Origin of the sequence: Cryobacterium sp. TMN-39-2, from assembly GCF_004402745.1 — a bacterium.
GTDB classification, from domain to species: Bacteria; Actinomycetota; Actinomycetes; order Actinomycetales; family Microbacteriaceae; genus Cryobacterium; species Cryobacterium zongtaii.
The window spans coordinates 1-23,250 of sequence record NZ_SOFX01000011.1 but is presented as its reverse complement, the minus strand read 5'-3'; the positions used below and the strand labels follow the sequence as shown (position 1 = coordinate 23,250).

Genomic DNA, 23,250 nt, shown 5'->3' with positions numbered 1-23,250 from the left:
AACTTGTTAGGAAAGAGCTTCGAGGAGCTTCTGCACCTCGGCGTCGGGCAGCACGGACCACGGTGAACCGTCCGGGTCCGCGGCCGCGGCATCCGGGCTCTCGCCCTGATTCCACCATTTACTCTCGTAGGGAACCCCATCGAAGAGGATCAGGGCGCCCTTCTCGTAGATGGCGGTGCCGTCCCAGGTGGGGTACGTGCCGGCGGGCAGGGTGGGCTTGGGGATCGGGGTCTCCCCCGGCATCACCGGGCCGATCAGCACCCAGGGTGTCTCCCACTCGTTGAGCACCGGGTTGTCGGGCAGGTCACCGCGCGTCCACCACTTGGTCTGGTAGACGTTCTTGTGCCAGACCACCTTGGTGCCCTCGAGGTAGGAGGATTCCTCCGCCCAGATCGAGTACGGGCTGGTGTCGGGGTCGTCGACGATCGACGCGATCTCCTTGGCCTCGTCGGTGGTCACCGACGCCGCCGCGTGAACGGGGCGGCCGGTGAAGCCCTTGCCCAGCACGTCCACGAACTTCTCATCGCCCTGGTCGATGCCGCTGCAAGAGTCCGACACCCGGGTGAGGTCGGCGTAGTTCGATCCGCAGGTGGTGTCCCGGTTGAGCGACCACAACGACATCCGGCCGATCTTCTGTTCCCGCGCGAACGTGTTCACGGCGCGAGCGTCGTCGAGGTCGAAGACCTCGTCGGGCACGTCGTTCTGACCGGCCATGGGCGTCATGCCGATCTTCGACCACACCGTGGCATCCGTCAGCTCGGTACCGGCCCGGCTGTACAGGGTGCTGATCTGACGGTGCGCGGCCGTGACGGCGCGAATGGATGCCTCGGCCATGGTCTCGCCGGCGTCCTTGCTACTGCCGTAGTCCATGGTCATCAGGTTCACCCCGGCCAGGTCTACCTTGGCGTCGAGCATGGCGGTGACCGCGTCGGTGCCGTCTTCGGTGAGGCCGAAGGTGCCCACAGGCAGGGTCAGCCACACCGCAAGGTCCGCGCCGTCGGAGCGGCGGTCGGCCTGCAGGTCGGCGAGCGCGGTTGCCCGGCGTTTGGCCGCCGCACTGTCGGTGAGGTTGTCACCCTCGAGATCGAGGTCAATGGTGGTCACGTCGTACCGATCGAGCACCGCGGCGTAGGCGGCGGTGAGCTTCTTGGTGTCGGTGCAGCCGGTGCCCAGTTCGGTGTTGAGCAGGCCGCCGAAGGAGACGATGACCTGACCGTCGAGCTGGGTCACCCGGGCCAGGCGGCGATCGAGGTCCAGCTCGTCCGCAGCCTCGTCGAGGGTGAAATAGGTGCCCCAGCTGGGCGTGCAAGGCTCCTCGGCGTCAGCAACGATGAATGAGAGCACCACGTCGCTGCCGGCCTGGTCGGCCGACGCCTCGAAGTCGTAGGTGGGGGTGGCGGTCACGTCGACGTAGCCGGCGAACCAGGGGTCGTAGGCCTCGGCGGCCTGCGCCGAACCCCACCACTGCCAGCCGAGGTAACCGCCGCTGGACAACGCCACGACGAGCACGACGCCGAGCAGCACCCGTACCACCGAGAGACGGCGGTGCGGCGCATCGACCGCGGAGATGGTCGCGCGGGCGGCGGGCACCGGTGTGCCAGGGTCTACGGCGCTCATTTGAGTGCTCCCTGCTTGGCGCGCTTGGACGCGGGCTGGTTCACGAACGGTCCGGTGATCACTTCGACGTCGCTGGGCAGTTCGCCGACAGCGTGGCCGTGATAGATCACCGCCCGCCAGTCCAAAACGGGCTCCAGCGGTTGCGGCGCCTCGGCGGCGACACTACGTCGGGGGGCGCGTTCGACGAACATCCACTGGGTCAAGCCCAGCCAGACATCCACGATCGAGTTCCAGAGACCGATGTAGGCAACAATCGCGAAGATGGCCAGCAGAGCGTTAAACCCGGCGAACAAGGCGTTGCCCCAGTTCCCTTGCGACACATCCCGCCACAGTGTGAGCGCGGAGAACGCGACGATCACGTACGGCACCGCCACGAACAGCAGCGGGGCGGCCGTACGGTTGCGCACCTTGGGGGTGCGGGCAAACGGAATCTTCTTGCTTGTCACGGCCTGCTGCATCGACTTGAGCACGCCTGCGAGGTTCACCGGCAGCAGGATCAGGTTGAAGCCGTAGATGCGCAGGATGTCGCTGAACTTGTAACCGCACGAGCGGAGGTCGCTGCCCATCGCGAGGAAATACGGCACAGCGGCGAGGACCACGACGGGGCTGAGCAGCCTACTGTCGTACGGGTAGGCCAGCAGGAAGATCAGCCCGAAGCTGGACCAGGCGATGCTGGCCATGTAGTTCACCCGTAGCGCCAGTTCGATCACGCTGATCGGATGCCCCTGGCGGCGGCGCTCGCGCAGCTGGCGCCAGAGCTTGGGCAGGATCAGCAGTCCGCCGTTGGCCCAGCGGCGACGCTGCACGATGAGAGAACCGAAGTCGGGCGGGGTGGCGCTGTAGCTGAGTCGCTCGGGGTAGTTCGTCAGCGACCAGCCATGGGTGCCCAGGTCGATGCTCGACTCGGTGTCCTCGATCACGGTACGGTCCTGCACGTAGCGGCGAATTTCGAAGCCACCCACGGTTTCCACCTCGACGATGTCCTCCAGGGCTACCTTGCGGATCACGGCATTGGCGCCCACCCAGAAAGTGGCGCCGTAATGCGAGAGACCCTGGTGCAGGATGTGCTGGATATCGGTGGAGGCACCGGCGAGCCGCTCAATGCGGGTGGGGGCGCCGCGGAACGACGAATACGGCGTCTGGGTGACAGCGACCTTGGCGTTGGCGGGCTGCTCGAGGAAGTAGACCAGGCGCAGGCAGTAGTCCCGCAGCAACAGCGAGTCGGCGTCGAGAGTGAGCAGGTACTCGGAGTCGCGCACCACATAGTTCGCCGGCGCATCGTCGGCGACCGGGCGCAGGATGGTGCCGTCCGGCCCCTCCTCGCGCTGGAATCGGCGACCCATCAGACCGATGTACGCGTTGAGGTTCATCGCCTTGTTGGCCTCGTGTGACAACGACGAGAACAGTTTGCGCTCGAAGGTGTCCAGCTCGGCGGAGAAGGTCCAGAGCAACCGGCGGTGCAGCTCCAGCATCCGGGCGGCGCTCGGGGCGGTGCCCTCCCGCGCGGCCGCGGTCAGCGCCGCGCCGGTGAGGGAGAGTTCTGCGGCAAGGCCACCGAGCACCTGCTCCACGAAGAAAGTATCGACGTGGTCATCGATGGTCTCGGCGGAAGCCATCGCCTGCAACCAGCGGGCAGCCCACTGGTAGCTGTCGGCAAGGCGTTGCACGGCACGCTGCGTGGGCTGTTCGTCGTCAGTCAATTCGATCTCGCAGATCAAGAGCTCTTCAGCGAACCGGTTCTTCGGTACCGCCAGGGCCAGTTCGATGTCCCGGGCGATGCTGCGTGAGGACCGCAGCTGGGCGGCGACGGCCGGGTCGGTCGGGTGCGGCGGGTCGTCAAGCAGCAGCACGATGCGCAGATCGGGATACTCCTGCAACGCGGCCGACCACAGAGTTGCCCGCACCACACCGTATTCCTCGCTGTAAGAGGGCACCAGCACGGTAAGTGAGCCCTGGTGGTTGGCGAAGTGGCCGTCGAGTTCGGCACGGGGTACCCGCACGTGGTCGCGGAACCGTTGCAGTGCACCCTGCCGAGCTACCAGGTACAGCAGCGCGGAGAAGGTGAGGAAGGTCACCACGATCACGTAGGAGACGGCCTCGGTGGTGAACCGAAAGCTCTCGGCGCCGTGGTTGAGGAACTGGCGCAGGATCGTGTAGATGACGTACGCGAGCCAAGCCAGCACAGTGCTGATGATGGCGAGTCGACCCCAGATGATTTTGGCGTCGCTGGGGATGTCGTGAACGATGGGAAGGGGCTGGGTGCTGCGTTCGGCGCCGAGTTGGCGTTTGCGGGCAGGCGAAGCGAGGGACTTCGAGGGCACAGTGAATTCATCCTTGGAATAGGGCCAGGGATCTCGCTGGATCAGCGGTCGAGAGTTCGGGTTCTCGTTTAGACCAGGTGTCAACGAAATGCAGGGACACGGAAATGTCGGAAGGGCTACGTGGTGTACCCAGCGCCGCTCTAGGAAGCGGACGGCTGAGGGGGAACAGGAAGCTCGAGAGGCCGCAAGCTGGCGAGTCTTCCGCAGGTTTCGGGGCCGGCGGATGCTGCGGATGATGCGGTCGAACCTGGGCGTGAGCCCGAAGTTCTGAGTCACGTCGAAGTGGAGCACGCAGGTGTGGATGACGGGCCGGATGAGGCTCGTTGACTTGGTGATGCCGGTGGAACCGGGTGGGTTCTGCCAGCACTTAGAACCTAAGACAATTTCACGAGTGCAGGAAACCCCCTCGTTTGGGGGCACCTTCAACCTCAGCTTGCGGGTTCAGGTAACCATTTCCGCGCCAGCTCTGGGATCAGCTCGCTCTAGTTGCGCTGTCCTTGGGCAGCCCTTGAGCAAAACTTGCGCCAACCGTGCGTCGATTCCGCGGCACGAAAAAGCCGCGTGCCGGCATCCGAAGATGGCGGCACGCGGCCTGATCGAACCTGCCGGTGAGCCGGCGGTCGGGTTAGCGCTTGCGCTTCTCGCGCACCCGCATGCTGATGTTGATCGGGCTGCCGGCGAAGCCGTAGACCTCACGCAGACGACGCTGGATGAACCGGCGGTAACCCGGGTCAAGGAACCCGGTGGTGAAGATCACGAAGGTCGGCGGGCGGCTGGAGGCCTGGGTGCCGAACAGGATGCGCGGCTGCTTGCCACTGCGCACCGGGTGCGGGTGCTCCGCGGCCAGCTCGGCGAGGAAGGCGTTGAACTTGCCGGTGGCAACGCGGGTGTCCCACGACTCGAGCGCGAGCTCGAGGGCCGGAACCAGCTTCTCCATGTGACGGCCGGTCTTGGCCGAGATGTTCACGCGCGGGGCCCAAGCCACGTGGGCCAGGTCCTGCTCGATCTCACGTTCCAGGTAGCGGCGACGGTCGTCGTCGATCTGGTCCCACTTGTTGAACGCGAGCACCAGCGCACGGCCGGACTCGAGAACCAGGTCGATGACGCGCACGTCCTGCTCGCTGATGACCTCGGTGACGTCGATGAGCACCACGGCCACTTCGGCCTTTTCCAGGGCCGCGCTGGTGCGCAGCGACGCGTAGAAATCGGCGCCCTGAGAGAGGTGCACGCGACGACGGATGCCGGCGGTGTCGACGAAGCGCCAGACCTTGCCGCCGAGCTCAACCTGCTCGTCGACCGGGTCGCGGGTGGTGCCGGCCAGCGCGTTGACAACAACACGCTCTTCGCCGACGACCTTGTTCAGCAGGCTGGACTTGCCCACGTTCGGGCGTCCCAGGATGGCGACGCGGCGCGGGCCGCCCACTTCCTGCTTGGCGACGTTGGAGATCTCGGGGAGCTTCTCGAGGATCGCGTCGAGCAGGTCGGCGACGCCGCGGCCGTGCAGCGCGGAGACCGGCCAGGGCTGGCCGAGGCCGAGCGCCCACAGGCTGGCCGCTTCGGGCTCCTGGCGGATGTCGTCGACCTTGTTGGCGATGAGGAAGACCGGCTTGCCGCTGCGACGCAGCAGCTTGACGACGGCCTCGTCGGTGGAGGTCGGGCCCACGTTGGAGTCCACGACGAACATGACAACGTCGCACAGCTCGATGGCCAGTTCGGCCTGCATGGCCACGGACGCGTCGATGCCCTTGGCGTCGGGCTCCCAGCCGCCGGTGTCGACGAGGCTGAAGCGGCGTTCGTGCCATTCACCCTTGTAGGTGACCCGGTCGCGGGTCACGCCGGGGGTGTCCTCCACGACGGCCTCGCGGCGGCCGAGGATGCGGTTCACGAGCGCGGACTTGCCCACGTTGGGGCGGCCGACGATCGCGATGACCGGCAGGGCCGGCAGGTACTGGATCGCGTCGGGGTCATCGGAGACCGAGTCGAGGACGTCGAAGTCCTCGTCGTCAAGGTCGTATTCGTTCAGGCCGGTGCGCAGCGCGGTGGCGCGCTGAGTGATCAGGGCGTCGTCCTCGTCGAGGTCGGTCAGGCGCGATGCGATTTCCGGGTCGAGTTCGGGGATCGTCGTGTCGTCGAATTGATTAGTCATGCGAGTTCCTCGCGGTATTGATGACCTCTACAACCGCGTCAATGGTCTGGTCGAAGTCGAGATGGGTGGAGTCGACGGTGGTCACACCGTCTGCGGCGCTCATGAATTCCACTACCTGGGAGTCGGCGCGATCCCTCGATCGCAGCTGTTCCGCCACGGTGTGGGCCGATTGGGTTGATATTTCCGCAGAGCGCCTAGCCATTCTAGCCTCTTCGGTTGCTGTGAGTAGAATGCGGACCTCGGCCTCGGGTGCGACGACGGTGGTGATGTCGCGGCCCTCGACCACCACGCCGGGCTGCGGAACCGCCCGGGCGATGCGGCGGAACAGCTCGGTCAGGTGGCTGCGCACCGCGGGGACCCGGGCGATTGCGCTGACTGCGGCCGAGATCTGCGGTTCACGGATGGCGTCGGTGACGTCGGTCTCCCCCACCCGCACGAAGTAGGCATCCGGTTCGGTGCCGATCGTGTAGTCGAAGCTGGGCAGCAGTGCGCTGACCGCGGCGGAGTTCTGCGGGTCAACCTCCTGGTCGATGACCAACCAGGCCAGCGCCCGGTAGGCGGCGCCGGTGTCGAGGTAGCCGTAGCCGAGGCGGCGGGCCACGGCTCGGCTGACGCTGGACTTGCCGCTGCCGGCAGGCCCGTCGATCGCGACGAACAGGGGGTAGGAGTGCTTACTCAAATGTCTAACCGACAATCCGCCAGCCGCGTGCGGCCAGCTCAGTGGTGAGGCGGCTGACCGCCTCGGGGAGGATGCTGATCTCGGCGAGCCCGATCTGGGCTCCCGGGGAGTGTTCGAGGCGCAGGTCCTCGAGGTTGACGCCGGCCTCGCCGATTTCGTTGAACAGGCGGGCGAGCTGGCCGGGGGTGTCGTCGACCATCACGGTGAGGCTGGCGTAACGGCGGTCCTGGCCGTGCTTGCCGGGCAGCCGGGCCACGCCGGCGTTGCCGCCGGCGATCTCCTCGGCCACCTGGCGGCGAGCGCCGGGGGCGGATGGGTCGGCGAGGGCGCCGATGAACCGGTCCAGGTCGTCGCGCAGCGCGAGCAGGATCTCGCGTACCGGCGCGGGGTTGGCACCGAGGATCTGCACCCACAGTTCGGGGTCGCTCGCGGCGACGCGGGTGACGTCCCGCAGGCCCTGCCCGGCGAGGTTCAGCGCGGAGGCGGGCGCGTCGGTGAGGCGGCGGGCCATCAGGGTGGCCACCACCTGGGGCACGTGCGAGACCAGGGCGACACCCTTGTCGTGCTCTTCCGGGGTCATCTCCACCAGGGTGGCGCCGAGGTCGAGGATCAGGTCGTCGATCGCGGTGGCGCGCTGGTAGCTGATGTCGTCGTGCGCGGCGACCACCCAGGGCCGGCCGATGAACAGGTCGGCGCGGCCGGCGAGCGGTCCGCCGCGCTCCCGGCCGGCGAGCGGGTGCGAGCCGATGTAGCGGGACGTGTCGGCGCCGCGGGCGCGCAGCTCAGTCAGCGGGGCCAGCTTGACGCTGGCCACATCCGTCACGATCGCGTCAGGGAAGGCGTCGAGTTCACGGGCGACGATGTCGGCGGTCACGTCGGGCGGCACACACACCACGATCAGCTGGGGCGCGTCGGCGGGCGTGGCGGCGCGGCCGGCGCCGTAGTCGATGGCCAGTGACAGGTTGGTCGGCGACGCGTCGGCGAGGATCACGTCGATGCCCCGGGCGCTCAGGCCCAGGCCGATGCTGGTTCCCAACAACCCGGCGCCGACGACACGCACCGGCCCGATCAGGCGAGACTCGACCACGTTCGGCTCCAAACTTGCGCGGGTGACAGGGTGAAACGGATGCTGCGGGTTACTTCTGCACTTCGGCGCGGGACACCGTGAGCAGCTGACCGAGTTCCACCTTAGTGAGGTCGCGCACGGCGCCGGAGCGGAGGGTGCCCAGCTGCAGCGGGCCGAACTGGCGGCGCACCAGGTCCACGACGGGGTGGCCGACGGCGTCCATCATCCGCCGCACGATGCGGTTGCGGCCGGAGTGCAGGGTGAGCTCCACCAGGGTGAAGCCGTCGCCGGGAGGGCTGGTGAGGATGCGGGCCTTGTCGGCGGCAATGGGGCCGTCCTCCAGCTCGATACCACTCTGCAGCTTGCCGATGGTCTGCGCCGAGACGCGGCCCTCGACCTTTGCGATGTAGGTCTTGGCGACGCCGAAGGAGGGGTGCGCGAGCACGTGGGCGAGGTCGCCGTCGTTGGTGAGGATGAGCAGGCCGCTGGTGGCGGCGTCGAGGCGGCCCACGTTGAAGAGGCGTTCCTCGTACCCTTGCGTGAACTGGCGCAGGTCCGGCCGGCCGCTCTCGTCCTGCATGGAGGAGACCACGCCGACGGGCTTGTTCAGCATCACGTAGCGGCGGCTGGTGTCCAGCTGCACGGCGACGTTGTCCACGGCGATCTTGTCGGTCTCGGGGTGCACGCGGCGGCCGAGTTCGGTGACGACCTTGCCGTTGACCCGCACCCGACCGGAGCTGATCATTTCTTCGCTGACCCGGCGGGAGGCGACGCCCGCGGCGGAGAGCACCTTCTGCAGGCGGATGCCGTCGGCGGCAGCCTCGGGGTTGGTGGCGAAGTCCGGGTTGGTGCTGCTGGTGTCGGTGTAGCCGTCGTTGTGGTCGGTCATGGTAGATCCTCGAATCCGTTCGCACCGTCGGCGAGCAACGGCGAAATTAGTGGCAACTCGTCGAGCGAGTTGATTCCCAGCTGGGTGAGCAGCAGGTCGGTGGTGGCGTAATTGATCGCGCCGGTCTCGCTATCGGTGAAGGCCTCGGTGATCAATCCGCGGCCCAGGAGGGTGCGCACGACCGAGTCGACGTTAACGGCCCGAATCGAGGCTACCGCGCCGCGGCTGATCGGTTGCTTGTACGCGATCACCGCGAGGGTCTCCAGGGCGGCCTGGGAGAGCCGGCTGGGATTTTGGGTGAGCACAAAATCGGCCACCACCGGGTCGTGCTCTGCGCGAACGTAGATGCGCCAGCCGCCGGCCACCTCGCGTAGTTCGAAGCCGCGCCGCACGGTGCCGTCGACCCCGTCGAAGTCGGCGACCAGCCGCAGGATGGCCTCCCGCACGTCCACGAGCGGATGCGCGACCGCGGTGGCCAGGTGCACCAGGCTCTGCGGCTCATCCGCCACCATCAAAATCGCCTCGAGCCGCCGCTCAATGGCCACCGCTCCCCCGCCGCCGTTCGAGCGATTCCCGTCGGTCGAGCCTGTCGAGACCTCATCAAGGGTCGTCACACTGGCATCAAGACTCATAATCGCCTCCAAGGTTCGCAAGATTGTCATCCGACCAGCCCTCGGCATCCCAGTGCAAACTGAGCTCGCCCAGCGGTTCGAGCTGGTCGAAGGTCAGAGCCCCGTGCCGGTACAGCTCCAGCACGGCCAGAAAACGGGCGATCACGAGGCCCTTCTCGGCGCAGTCCACGATCAGCTCCCGAAACGTCAGGCTTCGGTTGGCCCGCAGCATCGCCACTACGATCGCCGCCTGCTCCCGGATGCTGACCAGCGGCGCGTGCAAATGCTCCAGCCCCACGGTCGGCAGCTCCCGCGGCGTGAGCGCCAACGCCGCTAGCGCGCCGAAGTCGCCCAGCGACAACGTCCACACGAGCTCCGGCGTGGTCGTGCGGTATTTCTCCTCGAGCCGAACCGAGCGCACATGGCGGGTGGCCTCGTATTCGAGGCGTTCGAGGAACCACTCCGACGCGGTCTTGAACGCCCGGTACTGCAACAGCCGGGCGAAGAGCAGGTCGCGTGCCTCGAGCAGCGCCACGTCCTCGGCATCCACCAGTTCGCCCTGCGGCAGCAGACCGACCAGTTTGAGGTCGAGCAGGGTGGCGGCCACGACGAGGAACTCGGTGGCCTGGTCGAGCTCCTCGGCGGCGTCGAGCCCGCGCAGGTAGGAGATGAATTCGTCGGTGACCCGGCTCAGCGAGATCTCGGTGATGTCGAGTTCGTGCTTGCCGATCAACGAGAGCAGCAGGTCGAACGGTCCCTCGAAGTTCTGCAGCGCCACGGAGAAGCCGGGCGCGGGTGTGCCGGCGTCGCCGATGGACTCGAGCGTGCCGGTGCCGGCCGTGCGGGTGTTGGTCGTGGCGGTGGTCGCCGCGACGCGGGCCGGAGCGGCCGAGGTGCGCTTAGGCGACCGCGCCACGCTGGATCAGTTCCCGCGCCGCCTGCTTGTAGGCCTTGGCGGCGGCGTGTTCCGGAGCGAACTCGGTGATCGGCACCCCCGCGACACTGGCATCCGGGAATTTGACGGTGCGGCCGATGACGGTGTCGAGCACCCGGTCGCCGAACGCGTCGACGACCCGTTCGAGTACCTCGCGCGAGTGCAGGGTGCGGGAGTCGTACATGGTGGCCAGGATGCCGTCGAGTTCGATGGCCGGGTTGAGCCGGTCACGCACCTTGTCGATGGTTTCGATGAGCAGCGCCACTCCGCGCAGGGCGAAGAACTCGCACTCCAGCGGGATCAGCACGCCGTGGCTGGCGGTGAGGGCGTTGACGGTGAGGATGCCCAGCGACGGCTGGCAGTCGATGAGGATCACGTCGTAGTCGTTGGAGACCTTGCGCAGCACCCGGGCGAGAATCTGCTCGCGGGCGACCTCGTTGACGAGGTGCACCTCCGCGGCGGAAAGGTCGATGTTGGCCGGGATGATGTCCAGACCCACGACGGAGGTCTGCTGGATGGCTTCCTTGGGATCCTTGGAGCCGCTCAGGAGCAGGTCGTAGATGGTGGTGACGTCGTGCGTGGGCACGCCGAGACCGGCCGACAGGGCGCCCTGCGGGTCGAAGTCGATGGCGAGCACCCGGCGGCCGTAGCCGGCCAGTGCCGCTCCCAGGTTGATGGTGGTCGTCGTCTTGCCGACGCCGCCCTTCTGGTTGCACAGCGAGACGATGCGCGCCGGGCCGTGACTTTTCAGCGGGGCGGGCTCATCGAACACCTGCAGCGGGCGACCGGTTGCACCGGTGGGTGGTTCCTCGAGTCCGGGAAGCTGCGTCCGGCTATCCGTTCTACGCGCCACTGGGCTGTCCTCGATCCGTCATGCAGTTCACTTGGTTGATTCTACCGAGCCGAGAGGCCCAGCCCGGCCAGATTCCCCGGTGTGCCGCCAGCTGCCTCGCCGGCTGAGTCAGCCGGCCTTCTTGTCGTCGGTGCCCCGGCGCACCCGCACCACGGTCTCCCAGCCGGCCACGAGCACGAGCACCCCGGTGGTCACCGAGCCCAGCTGCAGCGGGGTGAGCTCGAAGGCCGCGCCGAACGCAACCAGCAGCGCCCCGATGCCCACCAGGTACGACACGAGCAGCTCCCGCGCCACGACGAGCCGGAACAGCAGCATCCCCAGCACGTAGAGCGCCGGCCCGCCCACCAGGACCACCGCGGTGGACAGGGTCATCTCCGCATGGGGATGCGTGAGCACCTCTTTGTCGGCCACCGAGGTGAGCACGATGCCGGCGATGATCACGGCGTGCACGTAGGTGTACGCGAGCCGGGCGATGCGGCCGGGCTCCGCGGCGGCGGCGATGGCCTTGGCGCCGGCGCGTTCGCTGTGGTCGAAGTACAGCCACCACATCGCCACCGTCGCGCCGAACGCGAGCAGCATGCCCAGGATGCTCGCCGCCGAAGATTCCTTCGCGACGAACGCGAATCCGGTCACCAGCAGCGATTCGCCCAGTGCGATGATCACGAACAGGGCACTGCGCTCGGCGATGTGCGGGCCGGAGAGGTTCCATTGGTCGATGCCGGACGCGCCGAGTCCCGGCACCCGGAAGCCGACCCCGGCGGAGAGGTACTCGATGGCCAGGGCGATCAGCCAGAGCGGCAGCCGGTACTGCAACGGCAGCAGCGCGCCGACGATCCAGAACACGCTCGATAGAGCCAGCCAGATCAGGATCCGAACGAAGGTGCGGCGCAGCTCGGCATCGTGCCGCGCCACGGCGAGCACCATGAAGGCCGTGCGGCCCAGTTGCAGCACCGAGTAGGCCAGCGCGAAGACGATGCCGCGGTCACCGAACGACTCGTAGATCGAGACGCTCACCACGAAGCCCACCAACGACAGGCCCAGCACCACGCCGCGCACGGGCAGCTTGGCCGGGTCGAGCCAGTTGGTCACCCAGGTCGTGTAGACCCACACCCACCAGAGCGCGAGCACCAGCATCGCCGACTCGAGGGCACCCTCCCAGGACTGGTTCTCGTAGAGGTAGCGGGAGAGCTGGGTGAGCGCGAAGACGAAGATCAGGTCGAAGAACAACTCGACGTAGGTGACCCGGTCGGAGCTGGTGGAGTCCTCGGGCCGCAGCAGATTGCGGCGGATGCCGAAGCGGCCGGCCGGCGTCGGTGCGGGCGGTGGTGTTGAGGTACGGGTCACTCCCCCATTGTCACTGATGCGCCCCACCCATCCGCAACTATTGCCCGTGCGGACAAATGGTCCCGGCGTGCCGGGACCATTTGTCCGGAACAGGCACAGTTACGGCTGGATGGCCGGCGGGCGGCGCAGGTCAGCGGGCGCGGGGATGCGCCGTGGTGTACACGTCTCGGAGGGTGTCGATGGTGACGAGGGTGTAGATCTGGGTGGTGGCCACCGACGAGTGGCCGAGCAGCTCCTGCACCACGCGCACGTCGGCGCCGCCGGAGAGCAGGTGGGTGGCGAAGGAGTGCCGCAGCGTGTGCGGCGACACCTCGACACCCAGCTCGGCGCGTTCGGCGGCGGCGCGGATGATCAACCAGGCGTTCTGCCGGCTCACCCGGTGCCCGCGTACGCCGAGGAACAGCGCCGGGGTGGCCCTACCCCGCGCCGACAGCACCGGTCGGGCCCGCACCAGGTACGCGTCCACGGCGGCCCGGGCGAAGCTGCCGACGGGAACGATGCGCTGCTTGTTGCCCTTGCCGGTGAGCCGCACCACGTCTTCCTCGAGCATGTCGTCCACGTTGAGGTTGACCACCTCGGACACCCGCGCCCCGGTGGCGTAGAGCAGTTCGAGCAGCGCCTTGTCGCGCAGCTGCTGCAGTTCCTCCCCGTCGGTCGCGGCCAGCAGCGCGTTCACCTGCTCGATCGAGATGGCCTTGGGCAGCCGCAGGCCGAGCTTGGGCGGTTTGGTCTCGTGCGCCACGTCCACGTCCACCAGGGATTCCTCGAGCAGGAACCGGTGGAAGCCGCGCACGGTGCTTAAGATCCGCGCGACGGAGGCCGCGGTCAACGGCGATTCAGTGCGACTGCCCAGGTGCTGCACGAACGCGCTCACCTGCGGCCCGGTCACGGCGCGCAGATCGGTGATCTCGGCATCCATGAGCCAGCCGGCGTAGATCACCAGGTCGCGCCGGTAGGCGGCGACGGTGTTGGCCGAAAGCCCACGTTCAATCGAGACATGCCGCAAGTACGAGTGCACGGCCGGCTCGACGAGCGCGGGGCCGGTCACACCGTGTGGTCCCAGTTGTTCGGATGCCGCGGCCAGGGCAGGTCGGCCGGCGCCAACGACGCCCAGCCGCGAGAGCGGGAGGCGGCGGCAGCCAGCACACCGACGACGAGCGACGGGTTCTGCACCCGGCGTTCCAGTGCGGCGTCGACGGCGTCGTCCAGGGACACCCAGCGGGTGACCATGTCGGCTTCCTCGTCGGTGCGGTCGAAGGCCTCGGTGGCCGGCGACAGGCCGCGGGCCAGGTAGATGCGGATCACTTCGTTGCTGCCGCCCGGGGACGTGTAGAACTCGGTGAGCACATTCCACTCGGATGCGACGACGTCGGTCTCCTCGGCCAGCTCGCGCTGGGCGCCGATGAGGGCGTGTTCGCCGTCGACGTCGAGCAGCCCGGCGGGCAACTCCCACTCCCGCATCCGCACCGGGTGCCGGTACTGCTGGATCAGCAGCACCCGGTCCTGGTCGTCGAGGGCGAGAATCGCGACCGCACCGGGGTGGTCGACGTACTCGCGCACGATCTCGGCGCCGTTGTAGTCGAACGCGTCCTGGCGGATGTTCCACACGTGACCGTCGAACCGCACCGCACTGGAGGTCAGCGCGGTCGGTGCCGGCTCATCCTCGATGCGGGGCAGCAACGCGTCGGCTTCGGCGCGGGCGGCGAGGGTCTCAGGCATCTTCCTTGACCTCGAACAGGCGGCTGGCCTGCTGGCGGTCCAGGGCCGCACCGATCAGGCCGACGAACAGCGGGTGCGCGTGGCTGGGGCGTGAGCGCAGTTCGGGGTGGGCCTGGGTGCCCACGTAGAACGGGTGCTCGGCGCGGGGCAGCTCCACGTACTCGACGAGGTGGCCGTCGGGCGAGGTGCCGGAGAACCACAGGCCGGCCTCGGCGATCTGGGCGCGGTAGTTGTTGTTCACCTCGTAGCGGTGACGGTGACGCTCGGAGGCGACCGGGGCGCCGTAGAGCTCGGCAACGATGGATCCGTCGGCGAGGTTGGCCGGGTACAGGCCGAGGCGCATGGTGCCGCCCAGGTCGCCGCCGGCGATGATCTCGACCTGCTCTTCCATTGTCGCGATCACGGGGAACTCGGTCTCGGGCTCGAACTCGCTCGACGAGGCGCCTTCGAGGCCGGCCTTGTTGCGGGCGTATTCGATGACCATGCACTGCAGGCCCAGGCACAGGCCGAGCACGGGGATGGCGTTCTCGCGGGCGAACTTGAGGGCGCCGAGCTTGCCCTCGATGCCGCGCACGCCGAAGCCGCCGGGCACGCAGATGCCGTCGAACTCGGCGAGCATCGCCGCGGCGCCTTCGGGCGTCTCGCAGGTGTCGGAGGCGATCCACTCGAGCTTGACCTTGGTCTGCTGGGCGAATCCGCCGGCGCGCAGCGCCTCGGTCACCGAGAGGTACGCGTCGGGCAGGTCGATGTACTTGCCGACCAGGCCGATGGTGACCTCGTGCTTGGGCTCGCGCACGGCGTCGAGCACGCGCTGCCAGGCGGTCCAGTCCACGTCCTTGACCGGCAGGCTCAGGGCGTCGGTGATGTACTTGTCCAGGCCCTGCTCGTGCAGCACGGCGGGGATCTCGTAGATGCTGGGCACGTCGACGCAGTTGACGACGGCGTCCTCTTCGACATCGCACATCAGCGCGATCTTGCGCTTGTTGGATTCGGAGACGGGGCGGTCGCTGCGCAGCACCAGGGCATCCGGCTGGATACCGAGGGAGCGGAGCGCTGCGACGGAGTGCTGGGTGGGCTTGGTCTTCTGCTCACCGGAGGCGGCCATGAACGGCACCAGCGACACGTGCACGAAGAAGACGTTCTTGCGGCCCAGCTCGTGGCGCACCTGGCGGGCGGCCTCGATGAAGGGCTGCGACTCGATGTCGCCGACGGTGCCGCCGACCTCGGTGATGATGACGTCGGGGCGCGGCTCGTCGCTGGCCTGCAGGCGCATCCGTCGCTTGATCTCGTCGGTGATGTGCGGGATGACCTGGACGGTGTCGCCGAGGTACTCGCCGCGGCGTTCGCGGGCGATGACCTGTGAGTAGACCTGACCGGTGGTGACGTTCGCCGCCTGGGTGAGGTTGATGTCGAGGAAGCGCTCGTAGTGGCCGATGTCGAGGTCGGTCTCCGAGCCGTCGTCGGTGACGAAGACTTCACCGTGCTGGAACGGGTTCATCGTGCCCGGGTCGACGTTGAGGTAGGGGTCCAGCTTCTGCATGACGACGCGTACGCCGCGAGCAGTCAGGAGGTTGCCGAGGCTTGCCGCCGTCAGGCCTTTACCCAATGAAGAAACGACACCACCGGTCACAAAAATGTGCTTCGCAATGCCGTCTGAATTGTCCGCGTTTGTAATGTTCACCACGGGCTTCGATCCTATCACCTAGCTGGGGCCTCTCCGTTGGAGCGAGTTGAGTGGGCAAGTTCAATGAGCTCGCGAGCGTGCTCGAGGCCGCTGGCGGAGTCGGGCAGTCCGGAGAGCAGCCGGGCCATCTCGGCGGCCCTGTCGTCGCCGGTGAGCTGGCGTACGCTGCTCGCGGTGACCGAGCCGTGGCTGTCCTTGACGACGCTGAGGTGGTTGCCGGCGAACGCCGCCACCTGGGCGAGGTGGGTGACCACGATCACCTGGGCGGTTTCAGCGAGTCGGGCGAGTCGCCGGCCGATCTCGATCGCGGCCGCGCCGCCCACTCCGGCGTCGACCTCGTCGAAGACGAAGGTGGGCACAGGGTCGGTGGCGTTGATGACGACCTCGATGGCCAGCATCACCCGCGACAGCTCGCCCCCGGATGCGCCGCGCGCCAGTGCCCGCGGCTCGGCGCCCGCGTGGGGCTGCAACATGATGCGCACCAGGTCGTGGCCGGTCACCGAGACCTCGTCCAGCCGGTCGATCTCCACCACCAGGCGGGCGTCCGGCATGGCCAACGCGGCCAGTTCGGTGGTGACGGCGGCGCCGAGCGCGGCGGCCGCGGTGGTGCGGATGCCGGTGAGCGCCTCGGCGAGCCGCTGCACGAGGTCGCGGTCGGCGGTCGTGTCGGCGCGCAGGGCGTCGATCCGGTCGGAGTCGCTGTCGAGCTCGAGCAGGCGGCTGCTGCCGGTGTCGAGGAAGTCGATGGCCTCGTCGAGGCCGCCGACGAACTTGCGCGAGAGCACGCTCAGCTCGGCGCGGCGCTCCTGCACCACCTCGAGTTCCCTGGCGCCGTCGGCGTCCAGGCCGGCGAGGTAGCTGGAGAGTTGTGCGGCGATGTCGGCGACGATGAAGCCGGCGTTGGCGAGGGCCTCGGCCAGCGGCGGCAGCACCGGGTCGTGTGCGGCGGCCCGGTCCAGCTGGCGGCGGGCGGATTCGAGCAGGGCGACGACATCGGGCGTGTCGTCGGTGGATTCCTCGGCCGAGAGCAGTTCGCGAGACGAGGCGGCGGCCAGCCGGAGTTCTTCGAGGTTGCCGAGCCGTTCGGCACGATTGGCGAGTTCGCCGTCTTCGCCGCGCTGCGGGGCGGCGAGCTCGATCTCGGCGATCCGCAAGCGCAGGTCTTCGGCTTCTCGGGCCCGGCGGTCCTGCTCGGCGATGAGCAGGTCGAGTTCGGCTTGGTTGGCGTGCCAGCGGTGGTAGACGTGCTGGAAGGCCGTGAGGGCTTCGGTGAGTTCGGGGCCGGCGAACCGGTCCAGCGCCCCGCGCTGCGCGGAGGTGGACCGCAGGCGCACCTGGTCGGACTGGCCGTGCACGACGACGAGGTCACCGCCGAGGTCGCCGAGCACCCCGGCGGGGGCGCTGCGGCCGCCGACGACGGCGCGGCTGCGGCCTTCGGCCGACACCGAACGGCTGAGCAGCAGCTCGGGGCCGTCGAGGTCTCCCCCGGCGTCCCGCACCCGCTGGGCGACGGGCCCGTCGGGGGCGATCAGCCAGCGGCCCTCCACCCAGCTCTGCGGTTGGCCGGCGCGCACGGTGCCCGGGTCGGCGCGCTCGCCCAGCAGCAGGCCGAGCGCGGTGACGACCATGGTCTTGCCCGCGCCGGTCTCGCCGGTGATGGCGGTGAAGCCGGGGCCGAGCGGCAGGGTGGCTTCCTTGATCACGCCGAGGTCGCGGATGACGAGTTCTTCGATCATGCGGTCACCTCACTCACGTCCGACCGGGCCCCGCCAGCCCGTGATGGGCAGGTTGAACTTGTTCACCAGCCGGTCGGTGAACGGGCCGCTGTGCAGCCGGGCGAGACGTACCGGAACCGGTGAGCGTCGCACGACCACCCGGGCGCCGGGCGGCAGATCATGCACGCGACGGCCATCGGCGCAGAGCACTGCGGTGCTGTCGCCGCGGGCGAGGATTTCCACGGCGAGGGAGGAGTCCGGTCCGACGACGAGGGGGCGGGCGAACAGGGCATGGGCGCTCAGCGGCACGAGCAGCAGGGCATCCAGGCTCGGCCAGACGATGGGTCCCCCGGCGGAGAACGAGTAGGCGGTCGACCCGGTGGGGGTGGACAGCACCACGCCGTCGCAGCCGAAGGCGGACAGCGGGCGGCCGTCGACCTCGATGATGACCTCGATCATCCGCTGCCTGCTGGCCTTTTCGACGGTGGCCTCGTTGAGCGCCCAAGTTTCGTAGACCACCTCGTGGTCCACCTTCACCCGCACCGAGAGCGTCATGCGCTCCTCCACGAGGTAGTCGCGCAGCAGGGCGCGACGCACGGCCTCGCCGAGGTCGTCGCGTTCGCTTTCGGCCAGGAATCCCACGTGGCCCAGGTTGATGCCCAGCAGCGGCGCGGAGCAGCCGCGCACGATCTCAGCGGCGCGCAGGATGGTGCCGTCGCCGCCGAGCACGATCACGAGTTCCAGGTCGGTGGCCTGCACGGTCTCGCCGAGCACGGCGGTGCTGCCGTTCAGTTGCGGGCAGGACGCCAGCAGGTCGGCGCGTTCCTCGGCGGCCAGCACCGGTACGGCGCCGGCGGCGATCAGCTGTTCGCACACGGTGGCCGCGGCTTCGAGAGAGTCCTGACGGCCGGTGTGGGCGACGACGAGGATGTGTCGTGGCGTTGCGGTCATGCGCGTCACGCTCCCACCAGGATGGTTATCCGATCGATCCATTCTGTCGGATTAGTTCCGGTTGCACGTCTCAGCCACACGAGATACTCGTGGTTGCCTGCGGCCCCGGCGATCGGCGACGCGATCAGGCCGTTCACGCCGAGCCCCAGGTCCCAGGCGGCCCAGAGCACACCGGCGATGGCGTCGGCGCGAAGGCCGGCGTTGTGCACGACACCCTCCCGGATGCCGCCGCGACCGACCTCGAATTGGGGTTTGATCAGCAGCACGAAGTCGGCGCCCTCGGCGGCGGTGGCGACCAGGGCCGGCAGCACCGTGGTGAGGGAGATGAACGAGAGGTCGCCGACGACGAGGTCGGGTTGCTCGGGGATGCCGGAGGCTCCCGCGATGGACTCCGCGGTGGCGTAGCGCAGGTTGAAGCCCTCGACGAGCGTCACCCGCTGGTCGGCCTTGATGGTCGGCGACAGCTGGCCGTGGCCCACGTCGACGGCGATGATCCGGGCGATGTCGCGTTCGAGCAGCACCTGGCTGAAGCCGCCGGTGGAGGCACCGGCATCCATCGCGGTGCGGCCGGTGACCGGCAGGTCGAACGCGTCGAGCGCGGCAACGAGCTTGTGCGCTCCGCGGCTCACGTAGTGGTCGGTGGGGGCCACGGCGATGACCTGGCTCTCGCGCACCTTGGCGGATGCCTTGACGACAGGGCTGCCGTCCACGGTGACCAGGCCCTCGGTGATGAGCCGGGCGGCGACGGTGCGCGATCGCACCAAGCCCCGTTCGAACAGCGCCGAATCCAGGCGCTGCTCCCCCGTGGGTGAAACCGTGGGTTCAGCGGCGGGCGCCGGTGGCGTGCTGATCGGCACGCTGGTGGGCTGTGGCGCCGACCGTCTCGGCTCCGGCGCGTCCTCGTGCTGGGTCCCCATCTCGGGGTCTGGCTCTGGCGTGCTGGAGGTGGTCATTCGGCCTTCGATCGGGGCACGTCGCCACCTTCGAGGTGGTCGCGCAGACTGTCGTGCAGCTGGAGATACGCCGTGGCCCGGTCCTCGAGCGGCAGCGCCTCCGCGGCCGTGATGCGGGCCTCGAGGTCACCGTCCAGCACGGGCGGGGCGGGTGCGTCGTCGGTAGGCGCGGGCGCTGGTGCAGACGGCGTCGGGCGCGGCCCCGGGCGACCCGGGGTCGGCGCACTGGGCGGCCCGGCCGCATCTACTCCGTCTGCACTCACGCCTCCTAGGCTACCGTCCGAGATAGAGACTCTCCGGAACGTTGAGGCCGTAGATCGGTCGGCCGGACGCCCAGATCACGGCGCAGGCGGCCCGCAACAGGTTGATTCCGTCGTCGCCGACGGCCATGATCTCCACGTCGGCGCCGTGGATGCGCACGCTGGCGCCGTCGACCGTGACCTGGGACTTGTCCTTGGAGAAGACCGTCACGGGGTAGGGCTCGTGCAACTGGCGCAGGTCCTCGAGGATGAACGTCGGACGCTCCGTGGGGCCGGCCGCCAGAGCCTGCTTGGCCTTGTCGATGCCGGTGAGCACGAGCACCGACGGCATCCCGGCGCGGTTGGCGCCGAGAATGTCGGTGTCGAGCCGGTCGCCGATGAACAGCGGAGCGGTGGCATCGAAGCGTTTGATGGCCTCGAGGAAGATCGGGATCTCCGGCTTGCCGGCCACGAGCGGCAGACGCCCGACCGCGGTGTGCACCGCGGAGACCAGGGTGCCGTTGCCCGGGGCGATGCCGCGGGCCTGCGGAATGGTCCAGTCGGTGTTCGTCGCGATCCACGGAATGCCCGGGTAGTCGCCGTCCTGGGTCACGCCGGCGTTCAGCGCAAAGCTGGCCTCGGCCAGCTGGGTCCAGCCCACGTCGGGAGCGAAGCCCTGCACCACGGCGGCCGGGGAATCCTCGGCGGACCGGGTCACCTCAAAGCCGTGCTTCTGCAGTTCGTCGACGAGACCGTCGCCGCCCACCACCAGGATCCGCGATCCGGCCGGCACCTGCTCCACGAGCAGCCGCATGGCTGCCTGGGGCGAAGTGACGACGTCGGATGGCGCCACGGTGAGGCCGAGGTCGGTCAGGTGGCCGGCCACGGATGCATCCGTGCGTGATGCGTTGTTGGTGATGTAGCCCACCCGGATGCTTTCAGCGGCCTTGTTGAGGCCGTCGATCGCGTACGGGATGGCGTGTGGGCCGGCGTAGACGACACCGTCGAGGTCGGCCAGGACCACGTCGATACCGGCCAGGGGTGTGGCCGGCTCAGTCAACGGGCGTCGTTTCAGGATCTTCGTCCACACCCTTGGCGTCGTCGTGTGATTCGTCATCGGATGAAGCAGCGTCCTCGGTGTCAGTTTCGGTGTCTGAGATGGTGATGGTGTCGTCGGCGGTCTCGAGTTCGTCGGGTGTGTCGGCGTTGTCCTGATCGGACTCGTCCTCGTCCTGGTCGGCGTCCTCGTCCTCGTCTTCATCGAATTCTTCGTCGAGTTCGACGATCTCGATGGTCTCGTCGACGTCGCCGTTCAGAGCGGCGTCCGCGCGGGAGGCACGTTCGTTCCAGACGTCGGCCTCGTCGGTGCGGCCGAGTTCTTCGAGAACCTCGGCGTAGGCGGCGAACAGCTCCGAGCTGTAGGAGAACGCGGTCTTGGGGTCGAGCTGGGCGATTTCGAGCTCGCTCAGCGCGGCCTCGGTCTCCCCCAGGTCGAGACGGGCGCCGGACATGGCGATGGCCAGGGCCACCTGCACGCCGGCGGGCAGGGTGGAGCGGTCCACCGAACGGCCCAGCTCGAGGGCGCGGTCGGGGCGGCCCACGCCGCGTTCGCTGTCCACCATCAGCGGCAGCTGGGCGTTGGAGCCCGAGATACGGCGGTAGGTGCGGAGTTCACGCAACGCCAGGGCGAAGTCGCCGGTGGCGTAGGCCGTGATGGCCAGGCTCTCGCGCACCACGGCGATGCGGCCGGCGCGACGCGCGGCGCTCATGACGTGGCGGTGCGCCAGCTCCGGGTCTTCCTCGATGACCCGGGCGGCCATGGCCAGGTGACGGCCCACGGCTTCCGCGTTGTCTTTGGTGAGGGTCTTGAGCTCATTGCGGGCGATGCGGTCGAGGTCCTCGGACGTGATGTCGTCGGGCAGCTCGGGGTCGTCGTGACGCGGGCGCACCGAACGCAGCTCGCGCTGCATGCGCTGCTCTTCGGTCATCTCCTCTTCGACGACGCGGGCGTCGCGGTCACCGCGGGCGGGGGCGCCTTCGCGGGTCCACAGCTTCTTGCCGGAGTCGCGGGGAGCTCCGGCGCGGGTCGGCGAGCCGCCGCGGGCGCTGTCCTTCAGCCACGGCTTGTTCTCGGTGTCGCGCTGGGGACGGTCGGAATTGCCCTTGTACGCGGGACGGTCGCTGTTGCCCTTGTACGCGGGACGGTCTCCGTCGCGCTGCGGACGGTCGGAATTGCCCTTGTACGCGGGACGGTCGCTGTTGCCCTTGTACGCCGGACGGTCGCCGTCACGCTGCGGACGGTCGGAGTTGCCCTTGTATGCCGGACGGTCCGAGTTGTACGCGGGACGATCGCTGTTGCCCTTGTACGCCGGACGGTCGCCGTCACGCTGCGGACGGTCGGAGTTGCCCTTGTATGCCGGACGGTCCGAGTTGTACGCGGGGCGGTCGCTGTTGCCGCGGTAGGGAGGACGGTCGCCATCGCGCTGCGGGCGGTCCGAGTTGCCCTTGTACGCCGGACGGTCCGAGTTATATGCCGGGCGGTCGCTGTTGCCGCGGTAGGGAGGACGGTCGCCATCGCGCTGCGGGCGGTCCGAGTTGCCCTTGTATGCCGGACGGTCGCTGTTGCCCCGGTACGGAGGACGGTCGCCATCGCGCTGCGGGCGGTCGGAGTTGCCCTGGTACGCCGGGCGGTCGCTGTTCCCGCGGTAGGGAGGGCGGTCGCCGTCGCGCTGCGGACGGTCAGAGTTACCCCGGTACGGTGCACGCTCCCCGCCCTGCGGACGGTCGGAGTTGCCACGGTACGGAGGGCGATCGCCATCACGCTGGGGACGGTCATTTCCGCCGGTGTTGCCACGGTACGGCGGCCGGTCTCCGTCGCGCTGCGGGCGGTCGGAGTTGCCGCGGTACGGCGGGCGGGCGCCGTCCTGGTTGGGTCGGTCCGACCCTCCGCGACCACCCTGGTAGCCGCCGGTGCGACGATCGCCGCTCCCGTTGTCGCGTGCGTCGTTCCCGTTGCGTTCCGTGGGGGTCACTGTTTATCTCCTGTAGGTGTGGCTATACGTACCGGACTACTTCTCCAGCGTACGTTAACGGCAAAATGGCCACCCGAATGGGTGGCCATTTTGACTAAGTTAAGTCCGGCGGTGTCCTACTCTCCCACAGGGTCCCCCCTGCAGTACCATCGGCGCAAAGAGTCTTAGCTTCCGGGTTCGGAATGTGACCGGGCGTTTCCCTCTTGCTATGGCCGCCGAAACAATGTGCGATGCCCCGACACCAAGGTGCCGGCCATCAAGTCGTTTCGAACCATCAAGCTTCGATTGCTCTAGTCTACAGGACATCACGGCTGGCCGCCTCCGCGAGCCGTGAGTTAGGCACCGAAAACTCGCGCATCCTGATGCTTTTCTCACAGTTCGCGGAACCAGGGTGGGTGGGGGTTAAACGCAGAAAAGCCACCCCGGTGGGGTGGCTTTTCTGTGTGTTTCTAAGTTAAGTCCGGCGGTGTCCTACTCTCCCACAGGGTCCCCCCTGC

Annotated in this window: 19 protein-coding genes and 1 rRNA gene; all 20 read right to left on the bottom strand. The window is 68.4% G+C overall.

Annotated elements, in window-relative coordinates:
• Nucleotides 1-6 precede the first annotated feature (6 nt).
• Nucleotides 7-1,617 (bottom strand): chitinase, encoded by a 1,611-nt coding sequence (locus E3O57_RS02205; protein WP_103478983.1) that lies wholly within the window; start codon nucleotides 1,615-1,617, stop codon nucleotides 7-9.
• Nucleotides 1,614-3,938 carry a glycosyltransferase family 2 protein gene (locus E3O57_RS02200; RefSeq protein WP_103478982.1) on the bottom strand — a complete coding sequence of 775 codons (2,325 nt, stop codon included), beginning with the start codon at nucleotides 3,936-3,938 and terminating at the stop codon, nucleotides 1,614-1,616. The genes E3O57_RS02205 and E3O57_RS02200 overlap by 4 nt, the downstream gene beginning before the upstream one ends.
• Before the next feature lie 625 nt (nucleotides 3,939-4,563).
• A complete protein-coding gene (der, locus tag E3O57_RS02195; RefSeq protein ID WP_088455769.1) occupies nucleotides 4,564-6,084 on the bottom strand; it encodes a ribosome biogenesis GTPase Der in 1,521 nt (506 codons plus the stop codon).
• A complete protein-coding gene (cmk, locus tag E3O57_RS02190; protein WP_088455768.1) occupies nucleotides 6,077-6,763 on the bottom strand; it encodes a (d)CMP kinase in 687 nt (228 codons plus the stop codon). Before cmk ends, der begins: the two co-directional genes overlap by 8 nt.
• A 4-nt stretch (nucleotides 6,764-6,767) precedes the next feature.
• Nucleotides 6,768-7,850: a prephenate dehydrogenase gene (locus E3O57_RS02185; protein ID WP_241990268.1), complete on the bottom strand. Its 1,083-nt coding sequence runs from the start codon at nucleotides 7,848-7,850 to the stop codon at nucleotides 6,768-6,770.
• Nucleotides 7,851-7,899: 49 nt separating this feature from the next.
• Complete coding sequence (locus tag E3O57_RS02180) at nucleotides 7,900-8,718, bottom strand: pseudouridine synthase (RefSeq protein ID WP_103478981.1); 819 nt, start codon at nucleotides 8,716-8,718, stop codon at nucleotides 7,900-7,902.
• Nucleotides 8,715-9,350 carry an SMC-Scp complex subunit ScpB gene (scpB, locus tag E3O57_RS02175; protein ID WP_103478980.1) on the bottom strand — a complete coding sequence of 212 codons (636 nt, stop codon included), beginning with the start codon at nucleotides 9,348-9,350 and terminating at the stop codon, nucleotides 8,715-8,717. Before scpB ends, E3O57_RS02180 begins: the two co-directional genes overlap by 4 nt.
• On the bottom strand, nucleotides 9,340-10,143 hold the full coding sequence (locus E3O57_RS02170) for a ScpA family protein (RefSeq protein ID WP_241990301.1): 804 nt from the start codon (nucleotides 10,141-10,143) through the stop codon (nucleotides 9,340-9,342). Before E3O57_RS02170 ends, scpB begins: the two co-directional genes overlap by 11 nt.
• Nucleotides 10,144-10,228: 85 nt before the next feature.
• On the bottom strand, nucleotides 10,229-11,116 hold the full coding sequence (locus E3O57_RS02165) for a ParA family protein (protein WP_088455765.1): 888 nt from the start codon (nucleotides 11,114-11,116) through the stop codon (nucleotides 10,229-10,231).
• Between the two features lie 108 nt (nucleotides 11,117-11,224).
• Nucleotides 11,225-12,460, bottom strand: coding sequence for a low temperature requirement protein A (locus E3O57_RS02160; protein WP_198416784.1), 1,236 nt, complete (start codon nucleotides 12,458-12,460; stop codon nucleotides 11,225-11,227).
• 130 nt (nucleotides 12,461-12,590) lie between these two features.
• Nucleotides 12,591-13,508, bottom strand: coding sequence for a site-specific tyrosine recombinase XerD (gene xerD, locus E3O57_RS02155; protein WP_241990267.1), 918 nt, complete (start codon nucleotides 13,506-13,508; stop codon nucleotides 12,591-12,593).
• Nucleotides 13,505-14,179: an NUDIX hydrolase gene (locus E3O57_RS02150; protein WP_103478979.1), complete on the bottom strand. Its 675-nt coding sequence runs from the start codon at nucleotides 14,177-14,179 to the stop codon at nucleotides 13,505-13,507. Before E3O57_RS02150 ends, xerD begins: the two co-directional genes overlap by 4 nt.
• Nucleotides 14,172-15,827, bottom strand: a complete 1,656-nt coding sequence (locus E3O57_RS02145) for a CTP synthase (RefSeq protein ID WP_133159760.1) — start codon at nucleotides 15,825-15,827, stop codon at nucleotides 14,172-14,174. The genes E3O57_RS02150 and E3O57_RS02145 overlap by 8 nt, the downstream gene beginning before the upstream one ends.
• Nucleotides 15,828-15,877: 50 nt before the next feature.
• Entirely contained in the window at nucleotides 15,878-17,599 is a 1,722-nt protein-coding gene (gene recN, locus E3O57_RS02140; protein ID WP_103478978.1) for a DNA repair protein RecN, read from the bottom strand.
• A 9-nt stretch (nucleotides 17,600-17,608) separates the two neighbouring features.
• Nucleotides 17,609-18,529, bottom strand: coding sequence for an NAD kinase (locus E3O57_RS02135; RefSeq protein WP_088455761.1), 921 nt, complete (start codon nucleotides 18,527-18,529; stop codon nucleotides 17,609-17,611).
• Nucleotides 18,530-18,534: 5 nt separating this feature from the next.
• Entirely contained in the window at nucleotides 18,535-19,482 is a 948-nt protein-coding gene (locus E3O57_RS02130; RefSeq protein ID WP_241990266.1) for a TlyA family RNA methyltransferase, read from the bottom strand.
• Nucleotides 19,479-19,745, bottom strand: coding sequence for a hypothetical protein (locus E3O57_RS02125; protein WP_133159739.1), 267 nt, complete (start codon nucleotides 19,743-19,745; stop codon nucleotides 19,479-19,481). Before E3O57_RS02125 ends, E3O57_RS02130 begins: the two co-directional genes overlap by 4 nt.
• Before the next feature lie 10 nt (nucleotides 19,746-19,755).
• Entirely contained in the window at nucleotides 19,756-20,838 is a 1,083-nt protein-coding gene (locus E3O57_RS02120) for an HAD-IIA family hydrolase (RefSeq protein ID WP_103478977.1), read from the bottom strand.
• On the bottom strand, nucleotides 20,774-22,753 hold the full coding sequence (locus E3O57_RS19025; protein WP_174776299.1) for a primosomal protein: 1,980 nt from the start codon (nucleotides 22,751-22,753) through the stop codon (nucleotides 20,774-20,776). Before E3O57_RS19025 ends, E3O57_RS02120 begins: the two co-directional genes overlap by 65 nt.
• 103 nt (nucleotides 22,754-22,856) lie before the next feature.
• Nucleotides 22,857-22,973, bottom strand: a 5S ribosomal RNA gene (rrf, locus tag E3O57_RS02110).
• Between the last annotated feature and the right edge of the window lie 277 nt (nucleotides 22,974-23,250).

Bases quoted from the DNA above. Each gene is read 5' to 3' on its own strand.
- E3O57_RS02205 (WP_103478983.1), bottom strand. From the start codon at position 1,617: ATGAGCGCCGTAGACCCTGGCACACCGGTGCCCGCCGCCCGCGCGACC.
- der (WP_088455769.1), bottom strand. From the start codon at position 6,084: ATGACTAATCAATTCGACGACACGACGATCCCCGAACTCGACCCGGAA.
- E3O57_RS02180 (WP_103478981.1), bottom strand. From the start codon at position 8,718: ATGACCGACCACAACGACGGCTACACCGACACCAGCAGCACCAACCCG.
- scpB (WP_103478980.1), bottom strand. From the start codon at position 9,350: ATGAGTCTTGATGCCAGTGTGACGACCCTTGATGAGGTCTCGACAGGC.
- E3O57_RS02150 (WP_103478979.1), bottom strand. From the start codon at position 14,179: ATGCCTGAGACCCTCGCCGCCCGCGCCGAAGCCGACGCGTTGCTGCCC.
- recN (WP_103478978.1), bottom strand. From the start codon at position 17,599: ATGATCGAAGAACTCGTCATCCGCGACCTCGGCGTGATCAAGGAAGCC.
- E3O57_RS02135 (WP_088455761.1), bottom strand. From the start codon at position 18,529: ATGACCGCAACGCCACGACACATCCTCGTCGTCGCCCACACCGGCCGT.
- E3O57_RS02130 (WP_241990266.1), bottom strand. From the start codon at position 19,482: ATGACCACCTCCAGCACGCCAGAGCCAGACCCCGAGATGGGGACCCAG.
- E3O57_RS02120 (WP_103478977.1), bottom strand. From the start codon at position 20,838: ATGACGAATCACACGACGACGCCAAGGGTGTGGACGAAGATCCTGAAA.